The organism is Pantoea sp. FN0302 (genome assembly GCF_050113775.1).
GTDB lineage: Bacteria > Pseudomonadota > Gammaproteobacteria > Enterobacterales > Enterobacteriaceae > Mixta > Mixta alhagi.
Window position 1 is genome coordinate 1,123,948 of the sequence record NZ_JBNJSM010000001.1, and the last position, 15,517, is coordinate 1,139,464.

The 15,517-nt window shown below is 54.5% G+C and carries 11 protein-coding genes; 7 read left to right on the plus strand and 4 right to left on the minus strand.

Features of this window, described 5'->3' with window-relative positions:
• Window positions 1-41: 41 nt before the first annotated feature.
• From ACQE32_RS05180 to ACQE32_RS05205, 6 genes are all read left to right on the plus strand, one after another.
• Window positions 42-3,782, plus strand: coding sequence for a nitrate reductase subunit alpha (locus tag ACQE32_RS05180; RefSeq protein ID WP_427021432.1), 3,741 nt, complete (start codon window positions 42-44; stop codon window positions 3,780-3,782).
• On the plus strand, window positions 3,779-5,311 hold the full coding sequence (narH, locus tag ACQE32_RS05185) for a nitrate reductase subunit beta (RefSeq protein WP_426972580.1): 1,533 nt from the start codon (window positions 3,779-3,781) through the stop codon (window positions 5,309-5,311). Before ACQE32_RS05180 ends, narH begins: the two co-directional genes overlap by 4 nt.
• Window positions 5,311-6,006: a nitrate reductase molybdenum cofactor assembly chaperone gene (gene narJ, locus ACQE32_RS05190; RefSeq protein ID WP_426972582.1), complete on the plus strand. Its 696-nt coding sequence runs from the start codon at window positions 5,311-5,313 to the stop codon at window positions 6,004-6,006. Before narH ends, narJ begins: the two co-directional genes overlap by 1 nt.
• Window positions 6,006-6,683, plus strand: coding sequence for a respiratory nitrate reductase subunit gamma (narI, locus tag ACQE32_RS05195; protein ID WP_426972584.1), 678 nt, complete (start codon window positions 6,006-6,008; stop codon window positions 6,681-6,683). The genes narJ and narI overlap by 1 nt, the downstream gene beginning before the upstream one ends.
• Before the next feature lie 499 nt (window positions 6,684-7,182).
• Complete coding sequence (locus ACQE32_RS05200) at window positions 7,183-8,883, plus strand: tannase/feruloyl esterase family alpha/beta hydrolase (RefSeq protein ID WP_426981811.1); 1,701 nt, start codon at window positions 7,183-7,185, stop codon at window positions 8,881-8,883.
• 149 nt (window positions 8,884-9,032) lie between these two features.
• The gene (locus ACQE32_RS05205; protein ID WP_426972586.1) at window positions 9,033-9,773 is read left to right on the plus strand and encodes a nitroreductase family protein; all 741 of its coding nucleotides are present in this window, start codon (window positions 9,033-9,035) and stop codon (window positions 9,771-9,773) included.
• Window positions 9,774-9,833: 60 nt separating this feature from the next.
• Here the strand turns inward: ACQE32_RS05205 and ACQE32_RS05210 are convergent, their stop codons facing one another.
• Together ACQE32_RS05210 and tyrP are read right to left on the minus strand one after the other, a co-directional pair.
• On the minus strand, window positions 9,834-10,436 hold the full coding sequence (locus tag ACQE32_RS05210) for a hypothetical protein (RefSeq protein WP_427021433.1): 603 nt from the start codon (window positions 10,434-10,436) through the stop codon (window positions 9,834-9,836).
• Between the two features lie 83 nt (window positions 10,437-10,519).
• On the minus strand, window positions 10,520-11,731 hold the full coding sequence (gene tyrP, locus ACQE32_RS05215) for a tyrosine transporter TyrP (RefSeq protein WP_427021434.1): 1,212 nt from the start codon (window positions 11,729-11,731) through the stop codon (window positions 10,520-10,522).
• Between the two features lie 244 nt (window positions 11,732-11,975).
• On the opposite strand from tyrP, the gene ACQE32_RS05220 reads away from it, so the two are divergent.
• Window positions 11,976-12,998 carry an LLM class flavin-dependent oxidoreductase gene (locus ACQE32_RS05220; RefSeq protein ID WP_427021435.1) on the plus strand — a complete coding sequence of 341 codons (1,023 nt, stop codon included), beginning with the start codon at window positions 11,976-11,978 and terminating at the stop codon, window positions 12,996-12,998.
• A 38-nt stretch (window positions 12,999-13,036) separates the two neighbouring features.
• On the opposite strand, the gene dcuR is transcribed toward ACQE32_RS05220, so the two are convergent.
• Window positions 13,037-13,753: a two-component system response regulator DcuR gene (dcuR, locus tag ACQE32_RS05225; RefSeq protein ID WP_426972593.1), complete on the minus strand. Its 717-nt coding sequence runs from the start codon at window positions 13,751-13,753 to the stop codon at window positions 13,037-13,039.
• Window positions 13,750-15,381: a sensor histidine kinase gene (locus tag ACQE32_RS05230; protein WP_427021436.1), complete on the minus strand. Its 1,632-nt coding sequence runs from the start codon at window positions 15,379-15,381 to the stop codon at window positions 13,750-13,752. Before ACQE32_RS05230 ends, dcuR begins: the two co-directional genes overlap by 4 nt.
• Between the last annotated feature and the right edge of the window lie 136 nt (window positions 15,382-15,517).

Sequence of the window (15,517 nt, forward strand, 5' to 3'; positions counted from 1 at the left end):
AGCCATGTAACCGCAGGGAAACTCTCTGCCAGGAGTGGGTAATGAGTAAGCTAGTGGACAAGTTTCGCTATTTTCGCCAGAAAAGCGACACCTTCTCGGATGGACACGGGCAGTTGATGAACAGCAACCGCGACTGGGAGGACAGCTATCGCCAGCGCTGGCAGTACGACAAAATTGTACGTTCCACCCACGGCGTAAACTGTACCGGCTCCTGTAGCTGGAAGATTTATGTCAAAAATGGTCTGGTCACCTGGGAAACGCAGCAGACCGACTATCCACGCACCCGCCCCGATTTGCCCAATCATGAACCGCGCGGCTGCCCACGCGGCGCCAGCTACTCCTGGTATATCTACAGCGCCAACCGGCTAAAGTATCCGCTGGTGCGCCGACGGCTGGTGGAGTTGTGGCGCGAGGCGCTGGCGCAGCACGGCGATCCGGTACTCGCCTGGAACGCTATCGTCACCGATCCCGAAAAAAGCCGCAGCTATAAACAGGCGCGCGGGCACGGCGGCTTTATCCGCTCCGACTGGAAAGAGCTGAATACGCTGATCGCCGCCGCCAATATCTGGACCATCAAACACTGCGGCCCCGATCGCGTGGCCGGTTTTTCGCCGATCCCGGCCATGTCGATGATCTCTTACGCAGCCGGAACGCGCTATCTTTCGCTGATCGGCGGCACCAGCCTGAGTTTTTATGACTGGTACTGCGATCTGCCGCCCGCGTCGCCGATGACCTGGGGCGAGCAGACCGACGTGCCGGAATCCGCCGACTGGTACAACTCCAGCTATATCATCGCCTGGGGTTCGAACGTACCGCAGACCCGCACGCCAGATGCCCACTTCTTTACCGAGGTGCGCTATAAAGGCACCAAAACCATCGCCATCAGCCCTGACTATTCAGAGGTCGCCAAGCTGTGTGACCAGTGGCTGTCACCAAAACAGGGGACCGACAGCGCGCTGGCGATGGCGATGGGGCATGTGATCCTGAAAGAGTTCCATCTGGAAAACCCCAGCGACTATTTCCTCAACTATGCGCGGCGCTATACCGATATGCCGATGCTGGTGCTGCTGGAGCCGGAAGAGAGCGGCTATTACACCTCTGGCCGCCTGCTGCGCGCCGCCGATCTCACCGATGCGCTGGGCGAGGCCAACAATCCCGACTGGAAAACCGTCGCCCTGAGTGAGAGCGGTGAGATGGTGGTGCCTAACGGATCAATCGGTTTCCGCTGGGGCGAAAAAGGGAAGTGGAACCTTGAGCCACAGGCAGCAGGCAGCGAAGTCGCGCTGCGCCTGTCGTTGATTGACGATCGTGATGAAGTGGTTCCGGTGGCGTTTCCCTACTATGGCGGTAATGAAAGCCCCAACTTCCGCCACGTTAAGCAAGATCCCATCCTGCTGCACCAGCTGCCGGTTAAGCAAATTACGCTGGCGGATGGCACCATCGGACGCGTGGTCACGGTATACGATCTGATGCTGGCGAATTATGGGCTGGATCGCGGTCTGGATGATGCCAACTGCGCGCAAAGCTATGATGAGATCAAAGCCTACACGCCTGCCTGGGCTGAGCAGATCAGCGGCGTGCCGCGCAAAAACCTGGAGCATATCGCCCGCGAATTTGCCGGGACCGCCCATAAAACGCGAGGACGGTCGATGATCATTGTGGGAGCCGGTCTCAACCACTGGTATCACATGGATATGAACTACCGTGGCCTGATCAATATGCTGGTGTTTTGCGGCTGCGTGGGACAAACCGGCGGCGGCTGGGCACACTATGTTGGTCAGGAAAAGCTGCGGCCGCAAACCGGCTGGATGCCGCTGGCGTTTGCGCTGGACTGGACGCGGCCGCCGCGTCAGATGAACAGCACCTCCTGGTTTTACGCGCACGCCAGCCAGTGGCGCTTTGAGAAACTGAGCATCAGCGAGCTGTTATCACCTATTGCCCAAAAGCAAAAATTCACCGGCCAGCTGATCGATTTCAACGTACGCGCCGAACGCATGGGCTGGCTACCTTCAGCGCCGCAGCTAAATACTAACCCGTTGCGCATCGCTGCACTGGCAAAAGAGGCGGGCCAGTCACCGGTTGACTATACCGTTGACGCGCTGAAAAGCGGCAAGCTGCGCTTCGCCTGTGAACAACCCGACAACGGTAATAACCACCCGCGCAACCTGTTTATCTGGCGCTCTAATCTGCTCGGCTCCTCCGGTAAGGGGCATGAATATCTGCTGAAATACCTGCTCGGCACCGACAGCGGCATTCAGGGCGAAGAGTGCATCGGCAAAGGCGATGCGATCCCGGAAGAGGTGGAGTGGCAAACCAAAGCGCTGGAAGGCAAGCTGGATCTGCTGGTGACGCTCGATTTTCGCATGTCCACCACCTGTCTCTATTCGGATGTGGTGTTGCCGACCGCGTCCTGGTATGAGAAGGATGATATGAACACCACGGATATGCATCCGTTTATTCATCCGCTCTCCGCCGCTGTGGATCCGGTCTGGGAGTCGCGCTCCGACTGGGAAATCTACAAAGATATCGCCAAAACGTTTTCTGACCTCTGTGTTGGCCATCTCGGTCAGGAGACCGATGTGGTGCTACAGCCAATTCAGCACGACTCGCCCGCTGAGCTGGCACAGCCCTATGAAATCCAGGAGTGGCATAAAGGCGAGTGCGATCTGCTCCCCGGCAAAACCGCACCCAATATTATTACGGTTGAGCGCGACTATCCGGCCACCTGGGAGCGCTTTACCTCCGTGGGTCCGCTGCTGGAAACCATCGGTAACGGTGGCAAAGGCATTAACTGGCATACGGCAAATGAGGTTGAGCTGCTGCGCAAGCTGAATTACGTCAAGGCGGAGGGGCCGGCGAAAGGGCAGCCGATGATCAACAGCGCCATCGATGCGGCGGAAATGATCCTGACGCTGGCACCGGAAACCAACGGTCAGGTGGCGGTAAAAGCCTGGGAAGCGCTGGGCGAAATCACTGGGCGCGAGCATACCCATCTGGCGCGACGCAAAGAAGAGGAAAAAATCCGCTTCCGCGATATTCAGGCACAGCCGCGTAAGATCATCTCCAGTCCCACCTGGTCCGGTCTGGAGGATGAGCATGTTTCTTATAATTCCAGCTATACCAACGTGCATGAGCTGATCCCGTGGCGCACGCTTTCCGGGCGACAGCAGCTGTATCAGGATCATCCCTGGATGCGCGCCTTTGGCGAAAGCCTGGTTTCCTACCGTCCGCCCATTGATACGCGCAGCGTCACTCAGCTACAGCATATCCCTTCAAACGGCTATCCGGAAAAAGCGCTGAACTTCCTGACGCCGCACCAGAAATGGGGCATTCACTCTACCTACAGCGAAAACCTGCTGATGCTGACCATGTCGCGCGGCGGGCCGATTATCTGGATGAGCGAAGAGGATGCGCGTGAGCTGCAGATCAAAGACAACGACTGGGTAGAGGTGTTTAACGCCAATGGCGCGCTGACCTGCCGTGCGGTGGTCAGCCAGCGCGTGAAGCCTGGCTCTACCATGATGTACCACGCGCAGGAGCGCATCACCAATATTCCCGGCTCGGAGGTTACCGGCATCCGTGGCGGTTTTCATAACTCCGTTACCCGCATCTGTCCGAAACCGACCCATATGATCGGCGGCTATGCGCATCTGGCCTACAGCTTTAACTACTACGGCACCGTCGGCTCTAATCGCGACGAGTTCATCATGATCCGTAAAATGAAAAACATTAACTGGCTGGATGGCGAAGGCCAGGACCAGGTGCAGGGGGAAGCGCAATGAAAATACGTTCACAGGTCGGGATGGTGATGAATCTCGACAAATGCATCGGCTGTCATACCTGCTCCATTACCTGTAAAAACGTCTGGACCGGACGTGAAGGCATGGAGTACGCCTGGTTCAATAACGTTGAAACCAAACCGGGCATCGGCTACCCAAAAGCCTGGGAAGATCAGGATAAATGGAAGGGCGGCTGGATCCGTAAAATCAACGGCAAGCTGGAGCCGCGGCTTGGCGGCAAAGCGGGCGTAATGGCCAAGATTTTCGCTAACCCGGAGGTGCCGGGCATTGATGACTACTATGAGCCGTTCAGTTTTGATTATCAGCATCTGCATAACGCCAAAGAAGGCAAACATCAGCCGATTGCCCGCCCGCGTTCGCTGATCAGCGGCAAACGCATGAAGAAAATAGAGTGGGGGCCAAACTGGGAAGAGATCCTGGGCGGCGAGTTCAGCCTGCGATCTCAGGACAGCAACTTTGTGGCGATGCAAAAGGAGATGTACGGCCAGTTTGAAAACACCTTTATGATGTACCTGCCGCGCCTGTGCGAACACTGTCTGAACCCCAGCTGTGTGGCGACCTGTCCCAGCGGCGCAATCTATAAACGCGAAGAAGATGGCATCGTACTGATTGACCAGGACCGCTGTCGTGGCTGGCGCTTATGCATCAGCGGCTGCCCCTATAAAAAAATCTACTTTAACTGGAAGAGCGGGAAATCAGAAAAGTGCATCTTCTGTTATCCACGTATCGAGTCGGGCATGCCAACCGTCTGCTCAGAAACCTGCGTCGGACGCATTCGCTATCTCGGCGTGGTGCTGTATGATGCCGACCGCATCGCTGAGGCCGCCAGCGCAGAAAATGAAACCGATCTCTATGAGCGTCAGCTTGATGTGTTTCTCGATCCCAATGACCCGGAAGTCATTGCCGAAGCGCTGGCGCAGGGCATTCCGGAGAACGTACTGGATGCGGCGCAGAAATCGCCGGTCTGGAAGCTGGCGATGGACTGGAAGCTGGCGCTGCCGCTGCATCCTGAATATCGCACGCTGCCGATGGTCTGGTATGTACCACCGCTGTCGCCGATTCAGTCGGTGGCTGATGCGGGCGCGCTGCCAATGGATGGCGCGCTGCCGGCGGTAGAAACCCTGCGTATTCCAGTGCAGTACCTGGCAAACCTGTTGAGCGCGGGCGATACCGCACCGGTGCTGCGGGCGCTAAAAAGAATGATGGCGATGCGCCACTATAAACGCGCGCAAACGGTGGAGGGTGAGACCGATACCCGCGCCATCGAACAGGTCGGACTCAGCGTGGCGCAGGTGGAAGAGATGTACCGCTATCTGGCGATTGCCAACTATGAAGACCGGTTTGTGATCCCCACCAGCCACCGCGAACTGGCGGCTGATGCCTTCCCGGAGCGCAACGGCTGCGGCTTTACCTTTGGCGACGGCTGCCACGGCAGCGACAGCAAATTCAACCTGTTCAACAGCCGTCGTATCGACGCCATTAACATTACGCACCGGGCGGAGGGGGAATAATGCTGATGCTAAAAGTAGTGGCGCTGCTGCTGGAATATCCGGATAAGGCGCTGTGGCAGGAGAAGGATGAACTGAACGCGCTGGTGGCGCAGCAGACGCCAATGCTGCAGCCATTTGCAACCCGCTGGCTTAGCGGCGAGCTGCTGGATCGGCAGTCGGAGTGGTGTGAAACTTTCGATCGCGGCTGCGCCACCTCGCTGTTGCTGTTTGAACATGTACATGGCGAATCACGCGATCGCGGTCAGGCGATGGTGGATCTGCTGGCGCAGTATGAGCAGGCAGGGCTGCTGCTCGACTGTCGTGAGCTGCCGGACTATCTGCCGCTCTATCTTGAATATCTCAGCCAGCAGCCAGAGGCGGCGGCACGTCAGGGCGTGCAGGATGTGGCTCCAATCCTGGCGCTGATTGGCGGGCGGCTGCAACAGCGTGCCAGCGCCTTTAGCCAGCTGTTTGATTCCTTATTAATCTGGGCAGGCAGCCCGTTGCGCAGCAGCAGCGTGGCCGGACAGGTGAGCAAGGAGCCTCGCGATGATACCCGTCAGGCTCTGGATGCCGTCTGGGAAGAAGCGCAGATCAAGTTTATCGACGATCGGGCGCAGGCGTGCGACGCCTCGCTGGAGAAAGCGCATCAGCAGCGTTTTCAACAGCAGCCCATCCCGCAATATCTGGATTTGTCAGCCGGAGGATCGAAATAATGCACTATCTGAACATCTTCTTTTTCGAGATTTATCCCTATCTGTGCGGGACGGTGTTTCTGATCGGCAGCTGGTTACGCTATGACTATGGGCAGTACACCTGGCGCGCAGGTTCCAGCCAGATCCTGGATAAAAAGAATTTCCGCCTGGCCTCTAACCTGTTCCACATCGGCATTATCGGCATTTTCTTTGGTCATCTGTTCGGGTTGCTGACGCCACACTGGGTGTATGAGCCTTTTTTGGCCATTGCCACCAAGCAGAAACTGGCGATGGCGGCGGGCGGGGTATTTGGTCTGATGGCGTTGGTTGGCGGCCTGATGCTGCTGAAGAGACGCATGTTTAATCCTCGCGTACGGGCGACCTCAAGCCGGGCCGATATTGTGATTTTGGGTATTTTAATGATCCAGCTGATCCTTGGGCTGACGTCGATTCTGTTCTCGCTACGCCATCTGGACGGTGTGGGGATGATGAAGCTGGTAGGCTGGGCACAGTCAGTGGTGACATTCCAGGGTAACGCTTCAACCTGGCTGGATGGCGTCGAGTGGATCTATCGCGTCCATCTGGTGCTGGGGATGACGATTTTCCTGATCTTTCCCTTTACCCGCCTGGTACATGTCTGGAGTGCGCCGTTTGAATACTTCACTCGCCGCTATCAACTGGTACGGGCTCGTCGCTAGGGCATAAAAAAATCCGGCACCGTGGCAATGAGCGGTGCCGGACGACGAAAGGCGTCTACAGCAAAGGGTTACACAGGAACTCGTAAATAAAGTTAGTCAAGATTACCGGAAAATCAATGTCCACACCGCCTGTATGGTTATTTTTTGTCCAATTATCACTGGTACTGAATACGGGGTGGTAATTAAGTGGTTGATAACAAAAATTTATCAAGAAAAAGTGGCCTGATGCTTACTTTTCCCCTCGTTGTCTCTTTCTGCCTGACTATGCTTTTCCGCTTTGCTGGCTCAATCCTGACGTTTTCTTCACATTTCCGTCCGACGTAGCCGTGAAAAAAATGCTATTTATCTCCTCCATCGCTTTTGCCAGACAGGGCAAAGAGAGAACCGTCAGATCGCGAAATCGAGACAAACAGATAAACTGGATATGAAAATGGCACAGTGGGTAAAGAAAGGCTATCAGGCGGCACTGGTGCTGGCTTGTGGTTGGCTATGGCTGGCAATGATGCCTGCAGGCGCGGCGGAAAATCTTCCGGTTATTAAGCCAGTAATGGCTTGTGCGCAGTTAAGCACGCTTTCACTGAGCGAGAAGGTGGGCGCGCCGGTGACCATAACTTCTGCCTCAGTAATACAAACAGAAAAGGGAAGCTTCTGTAAGGTAGCCGCAACCATTGCGCCAGCGATCGGCATAGAAGTGGCGCTGCCGACGGAGAAGTGGACGCAGCGCTTTCTGCAGGTGGGCTGCGGCGGGCTGTGCGGCAATATTAATCTTACGCTCTCTAATGCCAGCGGCTGTACGCCTGCCACCAACGGCGCGTTTACGGTTGCCGCCACCAATATGGGGCACAGCGGCAGCATGATGGACGCCAGCTGGGCCGAAGATCCGCAAAAACGTATCGATTTTGCCTGGCGTGCCAATCACCTGACCGCCAGGCTGAGCAAAGCACTCGTTGCTGCCTATTATGGTCAACAGCCCAAGTATGCCTATTTTATGGGCTGTTCCGATGGTGGTCGTGAAGCGCTAATGGAGGCCCAGCGGTATCCGGAGGATTTCGACGGTATTTCTGCCGGCGCGCCTGCGGCATTTTTCCAGTTCCAGAACTCCTTTTATCATGGCTGGAATGTGGCGGCGAACTTACGTCCGGACGGCAGCGCTATTCTGTTAAAGGATCGTTTGCCTGTTCTGCATCGGGCGGTTCTGCAACATTGCCCTACGCTGTCAGGGGTGGACGATGGTATCTTGCAAAATCCTTATGCCTGCACCTTCTCAGCAAACTGGGTAAAACAGTGTGATGAAAAACAGCAGGATAAATCAGACTGCCTGACCCGCGAAGAGATTACCGTGGCAGAAAATCTCTATCGTGGCGCGCACGACAGCGCTGGCAATCAGTTTGTTCCAGCCGGTCTGCCGTTGGGATCGGAGCTGCGCTGGCCCGTTCCTGACTCGGCATCGGGCCATTCTATGTCCGAAATGATGGTACTGCCTGCGCTGCAGTCGGTGCTGCTGACTGGCGGAAAACGCACTCTTACCTCAATAAAGGATTTCCCGCTTAACAGCCATAATTTTGCGGCAGTCGCTGAGCTGGCACCGCTGTACAACGCAGCGAATACCAATTTACATCGTTACCAGCAGCGGGGCGGAAAACTGATTATCTGGCACGGTCTGGCCGATGATTCCATTAGTCCGGCATTTTCCATCGCCTATTATCGCGGCGTTGAGAAAACCCTTGGCGCAGCTGCGGTTAATCAGTTCCTGCGTCTCTTCCTGTTGCCGGGCGTTGCGCACTGTGGCAATGGCGAAGGATACGATCAGATCGATCTTCTGACGCCGCTGATAAGCTGGACTGAGCAAGGGCAGGCACCGGAAAAAATCATTACCGGCAAACTGGCTGCATCGGTAGAACCCCAGGGAATGCCGCCTGAGCCAGGCGCTTCGGCAGAGAAACAATTTCATGGTTTACAGAGACCCAGTCAGCCTTATGCAACACCGGCCGCTGCCGTAACATCGACGCGCCCCGTCTGGCCCTATCCTTATATTGCCCGCTATACCGGTAAAGGGGCGGTGAATAAGGCGGAAAACTATAAGCCCGTAAAATCCAGCGCCTATGATCGGCTGATTATCGGCAAGCCGGCCAGTGATTTTATCGGACCCGATAATCAAAAAATGTATCAGGTGCGTGACGGGAAGTTAGCAGAAAAATAGGCCACAAAACCGCCGCGATGTCTGAGCATCAGGGCGGCAAATCCTGCGACAGGGAAGGCAAATTGAAAATATCAGGCGGCACAGAGTGCGAAGCCGCTAATGTTGCGCTCCTCTACACTGCGCCAGATATTTATAACAAGGGAAATATAATGAATCCGGTTATTGACACATTTATTAATCACCGCAGCGATCGCAGCTATCTTGATAAACCCGTTTCGGATGCCGTTCTGGATAATATTATTTTGTCTGCTTATCGGGCGCCGACCTCTGTTCATTCACAGCAGGTCTCTGTGATCGTTACGCGTGACAAAGCCACCAAAGCTAAAATCGCCGAGCTGGCAGGCGGTCAGCCGTGGATCGCGCAGGCACCGGTGTTTATCACTTTTGTTCTGGATATGCATAAGACGCGCGAGGCGATGAGCCTGATCGATGAGCAGCAGATCGCGCATGAAAGTATTGAAAGCATTGTTTCCGGCAGCACCGACGTCGGGATTGCCCTGGCATCGGCAATGGCCGCCGCGCGTGCGCAGGGGCTGGGCGTGGTGCCGATTGGTGGGATGAGAAGAAGCCCGGCAGAGTTTATTGAACTGTTTGAGCTGCCGCCGCTGACCTTCCCGCTGGTGGGCCTTGCGCTGGGCTATGTTGATCGTCCTGCCGATCTCAAGCCGCGCCTGCCGATGTCCACTTTCCGTCATGAAGAGAAATATCAGACGGAAGGCCTGGTGGAGAAGATTGGTCAGTTTAACCACGAACTGGAGCAGCACTGGCGTGATATCAAGCGCGACGGCGGCGAAAACTGGAGCCAGACCGTAGCCAACTACTATAAAAACATCTACTTCCCGAACGTACTGCCGGCACTGTTAAAGCAGGGCTTCGGCAAAGATAAATAAGCCCGCCGGGCTGAGGTTATTCCTTTTGAAAACAAAACGGGCCGTCTGGCCCGTTTTGTTTCAGCGCCGGGTTAGCGCCTGACGTTTTAACTGTAGCTGTCTGCGCCAGATACGGTTATGTAACATCAAGGTCAGCATGACCCTGAAAGAGGGGGCATTGACAGTGAGAAAAGCCAGAATAATAAATAGGATGCCGAGTAGTGCGCTGATAAGTTGCGCTCCCGCATAAGGCTTGTTTAGCATAAAGTCATACAGCGACAAAACAAAATGGAGCAGATCCAGAATCAGGATCGTTTTCGCCATGCTTAAAAACAGGCTGACGGCCGCCATATATCCCTGGGCAATGAAGTAAACTGTGGCGCTCAGCACAACAGCAAAGATCAGCGCCGTGGGTAAAATGCCAAAAAACAGATTGTGTGGGCCGGCGGAAAATCCGCTGAACAATAGCTCCCATAAACGGATCTGCACCATAGCAAACCCCAGCAACAGCGTTAATGTGGCAATGATCAAGGGCACGCCGCGCGTATGCACGCCAAACGGCTGTCCCATCTTATCCATCAGCTGCTCCCGGGTGGCATCCAGAGCTTTTACATCGGCATGCCGGATCGACTGTTCTACAGTGTGGCACCAGGCAAAATGGTGTTTAAATTTTTTAGTCAGCATGTTATTCCTTTAACGGTTGCCTCTGAGGCAGGTTATATCCGGGTTAATCTTGCCAGCGGAATAACGTTAATGTCCGATTGATCTCATCCCACTTCCGGCAGCCAGCCCAGGGCAATCAATAGCTGAATAACGATAACGCCGATACCGCAGAGAAACACCAGCAGCAGCAAAGGCCTGCCGCCCACGACCTGATAACTCGCCGCGCTGTGCTGCTGACGGCTACGCCATACCAGCAGAGCGGGAATAATCAGCGCCAGCACCGCCAGAGCCACGCCTGCATAGCCAAGCGCCAGCACAAAACCCTGCGGATAGAAAAGGGCGAACAGCAGCGGCGGCAGAAAGGTCATTAGCCCGCTTTGCATACGCCCTGTAACGCTGGCGTTACGCTTACAGATATCCGCCAGATAATCAAACAGGCCCAGCGACACGCCTAAAAAGGATGTTGCCAGCGCCAGATCGGCAAACAGATGTACCGCCAGCTCAACGTGCGGCGAAGCCACAATTTGACGAATCGCCTGCAGCAGACCGTTCAGCCCGGCATGGCTGGCGAGCAGGGCGCTGAAAGCGCTTTGGTCGATGGCGCCCAGCGTCGCCAGCTGCCAGAAGATATAGGCCACCAGCGGAATGGCGCTGCCGATGATAAACACCCAGCGCAGCTTACGCAGATCGCCGTTCAGGTAGCTGATAATGCTGGGCACGCTGCCGTGAAAACCAAAAGAGGTAAAGATAACCGGGATAGCGGCCAGCACCAGGCCTTTCTCCAGCGGAAGCGTCAGCAGATTGGTTTGATGGATATGTGGCATCATCAGGCCCAGCATGATCACCAGCAAAATTATCTTGGCGCTGAACAGCACACGGTTAAATATATCCACCATCTGCGTGCCAACACAAACGATGCCGCCGGCAATCAACGTAAACAGCAGCACGCCGCTGCTGGCGGAAATTTCCGTAGAGAACCACTGACTCAGGCTGGCTGCCAGCAGTTCGCCCGCGCCGCTGATATAGGCGGCGGTCAGCGCATAGAGCAAAAACAGCATGCTAAAACCGGTCAGCCACTGACCGGGACGACCCAGATAACGGCGCGTTAGCGTGCCCAGTCCGGTATCCGCCGATGCGTGTTGATAGACTTCAACCAGCAGCAGCGCGGTATAACACATCAGCGCCCAAAGCCCTATCAACAGCAGCAGAGTCACGCCGGGGCCGATACCCGCAGCGGCCAGCGGCATGGCCAACATACCGGCACCAATGGTGGTACCGGCCACGATAAAAATACTGCCCAAAGTACGGTTCTTCACGCTTTCCCCTGAATGTACGGTTCCGCTTACATCACGATGCGCGCAGAGTAAGGTAATCTTTACAGAGCGTCAAATCTTGCTTACAGATATTCTTCTTGCCGCTGTACAGCATTTTTTACCCGATAAAAATGGCTGATTGCTGGTGCAGGGAGATGCTTTCCGGCTACCGGGCCGCTACAGTTAACAGATAAAAAGCCGGTATTAATCGTGCCGGGTATCCTGCATTTTTATAAAAGGCAACAGCATGAAAAAAATCGGGTTTCTCTCATTTGGTCATTGGGGGCCGTCGTTCCAGTCGGCAACGCGTACCGCCGCTAATGCCCTGCAGCAATCGATCGCGTTGGCCGAAGCGGCTGAAGATTTAGGCGCAGACGGCGCTTATTTCCGCGTACATCATTTTGCCCGCCAGCTTAGCGCGCCGTTTCCCTTGCTGGCAGCGGTTGGTGCCCGTACCCGGCGTATTGAGATCGGTACCGGCGTGATCGATATGCGCTATGAGAATCCGTTCTATATGGCGGAAGAGGCGGGCGTCGCCGATTTAATCAGCGGCGGACGTTTACAGCTGGGCATCAGCAGGGGGTCGCCAGAGCAGGTAATTGATGGCTGGCGCTATTTCGGCTATCAGCCGCAGAAGGGTGAAAGCGACGCGGACATGGGCAGACGCCATACCGAAGTGCTGCTTGATGTGCTGCGCGGTGAAGGGTTCGCTAAACCCAATCCGCAGCCGATGTTTGCCAATCCGCCAGGCCTGTTACGACCAGAACCTTTTTCTGAAGGCCTGCGTGAGCGTATCTGGTGGGGATCGGGATCCAACGCCACGGCAATCTGGGCGGCCAGGCTGGGAATGCATTTGCAAAGCTCCACGCTGAAAGATGATGAAACCGGTGAGGCGTTTCATATTCAACAGGCGAAGCAGATCCGCGCCTATCGCGCCGCCTGGCTGGAAGCGGGGCATGCGCGCAAGCCACGGGTTTCGGTAAGCCGCAGTATCTTTCCTCTGGTGAATGAAAAGGATCGCGCTTATTTTGGTGCCAGCCGTCAGGAAGGCGATCAGGTCGGTTATCTGGATGAGAAAACGCGGGCAATTTTTGGCCGCAGTTACGCCGCAGAGCCAGAGACGCTAATCGCGCAGCTGAAGCAGGATGAAGCAATTGCCGAAGCGGATACCCTGCTGCTAACCATTCCCAATCAGCTGGGCGTGGATTATTGCGCGCACGTGCTGGAAGCAGTATTGACTCAGGTCGCGCCTGAACTGGGCTGGCGCTAAGCAGGCCGGTAAGGGGGAACCCTTACCGGCCACGTCTGTTAACAGTAATGTTTCAGCAGGGAGTGATATTCCGCCTGCAAACGATAACGATAAACCGGCCTGCCGGTGGCGCCGTAATGAATGGTGGTGAAAAGAATTTTAATTTCCGCCAGCCAGATCAGATATTTACGGCAGGATACACGCGAGATATTGACTTCTGCGGCTAATTCATCGGTAGAGAACTCCGTGTCCGGATGGGCATCAATCCACTGACACAGAGTGCGTAAGGTTTGCGGCGTTAACCCTTTAGGCAGGCGTTGCTGCTCACTGGTGGTTGGTGAGCGGCCATGAATGATGCGGTCGAGTTCCGCCTGCTGATAATATTGTTGATTATCCATCTGCGATCTTTTTTGTCGCCAGTGGGTTAGCGCTTCTTCAAAACGCGAGAACTGGAAGGGCTTGATCAGGTAATCAACCACGCCATAGTTAAGCGAGGTTTTAATCGTTGCCGCATCTGCCGCGGAAGAGATAATGATGACATCAACGGGATAGTGAGAATTGCGCAATTCTGACAGTAAATCGAGCCCGTTTTCCTGCTGCATATAGATATCGAGCAGGATCAGATCAACCGGCGGCTCGGTCTGGAGTAATCGCTCTTTTGCCTGTTGTAAGGTTGACGCGATACCACAACAGGTTAGCCCTGGGATCTGTTCTATATAGCAACGGTTAAGTTCAGCGACCATAGCATCATCGTCGACCACTAACACATTCATCATAAAGCCTGATTTCCTTTGCCCCAGGGGAGCTGTACAAAAAATTGGGTATAGATACCCGGTTCAGATTCGACGCTGATATTTCCGCCAAGCGTTTCTGTTTGTTGTTTAACCAGGAACAAACCCATTCCCCGATCGTCGCCTTTTGAAGAAAAGCCTTTTTCGAAAATAGATTTTTCCAGGGCGGCAGGAATGCCAGGACCGTCATCACTGACTTCGCAGGATAGCCACCCATTCTGGTAGTGCAGCAACAGATGAATTTCACCTTCCTGCTGCTGATCTAACGCTTCCAGCGCATTTTCAATCAAATTTCCCAGAATAATAATCAGCGCCGCAACCTGTTCCTCACTGCCGCTATCCGGCAAATAACTGGCATCGTTGAGAATCAAGCGATGTCCTTTATCTGAGGCGCGGTTGATTTTACTTAACAGAAATCCCGTCATTACCGGTGATTTAATGCGTTGCTGCAGCGACCCAATTTCCGTCTGGTAATTATTTGCCGTTTTTAAAATATAGGCTTCCATCTGCGCATAATTTTTCATATGCAGCAGGCCGAGAATGACGTGCAGCTTATTCATGAACTCATGGGAGCGTTCACGTAACGCATCGACATAGTTTACCATGCCGTCCAGGCGCAACATCAGCTGACTGATTTCCGTTTTATCACGGAAGGTACACACCGCGCCGATAATACGCTTTCGGCTGCGAACCGGCACGGTATTGCTAATCATAATGCGCCCGCGCACGTTAAGTTCTTCATCATGTCGCGCCTTACCGTCATGCAGGGCTTCCCGCAGGTGGCTTAACATCAGCGAGTTTTCCGGGATCCGATCGCCACTGAGCGGTGCTTCGATGGCTGTTTTGCGCAATAACTGCTGCGCTGCCTGGTTGATCAGCGTCACGCGCGCATGGGCATCAACCGCAATCACGCCCTCTTTTACCGAGTCAAGAATGGCCTGCCGCTGTTCAAACAGGCTGGAGATTTCATGTGGCTCCAGACCAAGCAGAATTGTTTTCAGGCGCCTGACCAGCATCAAGACGCCCAATAATCCCACTGTGCCGCCTAACAAGGTGGTCCAGAAAATGTTCCAGCGGCTTTTACTGACTTGCGCCGTAACATCGCTGAGTGAAATCCCAATCGCCACGACACCGATTTGCTGATGCCGGGTGTTAAATACCGGGGTGAATACGCGCAATGCTTTTACCAGCGTCCCCTGATTGAACGCAACGTTTTCATGCCCGGCCAGCGCCGGTTGCAGGTCTTCGCCAATAAAACGTTTATTAATTAAGGCGCGGTTGGGATGTGAGTAACGTATACCGTTCATATCGGTAACGGTGACAAACAGTAAGTCATTGCGCTTTTTTGCCGCCTGAGCAATGGACTGAATGACGCCATCGTTAGCGGGCAGGGTAAGGCTGTGTTGAATTTGTGGATCTTCGGCCAGCGTTCGCGCTACGGCAAGCGCCTTGTCTTTCACATGATCATGCGTGAAGTTGTCAATTTGAATAAAGTAGAGCAGATGAACGCTTAACAGCACCGTAAATATGACCCCGCCCATCATTAACATGGCCAGGGTACTGAGTTTCATTGGACGCTTAGGCGCGGGCTTTGGCTGTGGTGGCAGGTTCATTAAGGTAATAAGGTTCTTAGCGTAGCGCATTTAGTAACTAAAGTAACAGACGGTGCTGTTTTTTTAATTAAATAACTAAAAATAAATCAACTATTAAGTAACAATAATTTAAAGTTAATCAGCTTTTTTTAACCAT

Excerpts from the sequence above, each read along its gene's own strand:
- narH (WP_426972580.1), top strand. The coding sequence starts at position 3,779 with ATGAAAATACGTTCACAGGTCGGGATGGTGATGAATCTCGACAAATGC.
- ACQE32_RS05210 (WP_427021433.1), bottom strand. The coding sequence starts at position 10,436 with ATGCTGACTAAAAAATTTAAACACCATTTTGCCTGGTGCCACACTGTA.
- ACQE32_RS05230 (WP_427021436.1), bottom strand. The coding sequence starts at position 15,381 with ATGAACCTGCCACCACAGCCAAAGCCCGCGCCTAAGCGTCCAATGAAA.
- ACQE32_RS05200 (WP_426981811.1), top strand. The coding sequence starts at position 7,183 with ATGATGCCTGCAGGCGCGGCGGAAAATCTTCCGGTTATTAAGCCAGTA.
- ACQE32_RS05180 (WP_427021432.1), top strand. The coding sequence starts at position 42 with ATGAGTAAGCTAGTGGACAAGTTTCGCTATTTTCGCCAGAAAAGCGAC.
- ACQE32_RS05220 (WP_427021435.1), top strand. The coding sequence starts at position 11,976 with ATGAAAAAAATCGGGTTTCTCTCATTTGGTCATTGGGGGCCGTCGTTC.
- ACQE32_RS05205 (WP_426972586.1), top strand. The coding sequence starts at position 9,033 with ATGAATCCGGTTATTGACACATTTATTAATCACCGCAGCGATCGCAGC.
- narJ (WP_426972582.1), top strand. The coding sequence starts at position 5,311 with ATGCTGATGCTAAAAGTAGTGGCGCTGCTGCTGGAATATCCGGATAAG.
- narI (WP_426972584.1), top strand. The coding sequence starts at position 6,006 with ATGCACTATCTGAACATCTTCTTTTTCGAGATTTATCCCTATCTGTGC.
- dcuR (WP_426972593.1), bottom strand. The coding sequence starts at position 13,753 with ATGATGAATGTGTTAGTGGTCGACGATGATGCTATGGTCGCTGAACTT.